This window comes from uncultured Phycicoccus sp., from assembly GCF_947495705.1.
GTDB lineage: Bacteria > Actinomycetota > Actinomycetes > Actinomycetales > Dermatophilaceae > Phycicoccus.
Window position 1 is genome coordinate 1 of record NZ_CANLZR010000029.1, and the last position, 236, is coordinate 236.

General features: G+C 76.3%; 1 protein-coding gene. It reads right to left on the bottom strand.

The features are described from left to right. The coding region (locus Q0963_RS16525) for a hypothetical protein (protein ID WP_299448181.1) at positions 1-236 on the bottom strand (236 nt) is incomplete at both ends.

Here is a 236-nt window from a genome sequence, read left to right on the forward strand (position 1 = left end):
GCCGCCACCGAGCGCGTCACGGACGTCACCCGGGCCGGGTCCATCGCCGCCAGCCGCGGCCCGAGCTCGGCATCGACTTTCTCGCACGCGTCGACGTCCAGCCCGGCGCACGCGTCGACGACCTTGTGCGCACTCGAGACCGGCAGGTCACCCGCCAGGACCAGCTCCCGCACCCGCGGGAACCGCTCACCCAGCGCCGCACCGAGCGCGGCCTTGCGCCCCGCCAGCCCCTCGGT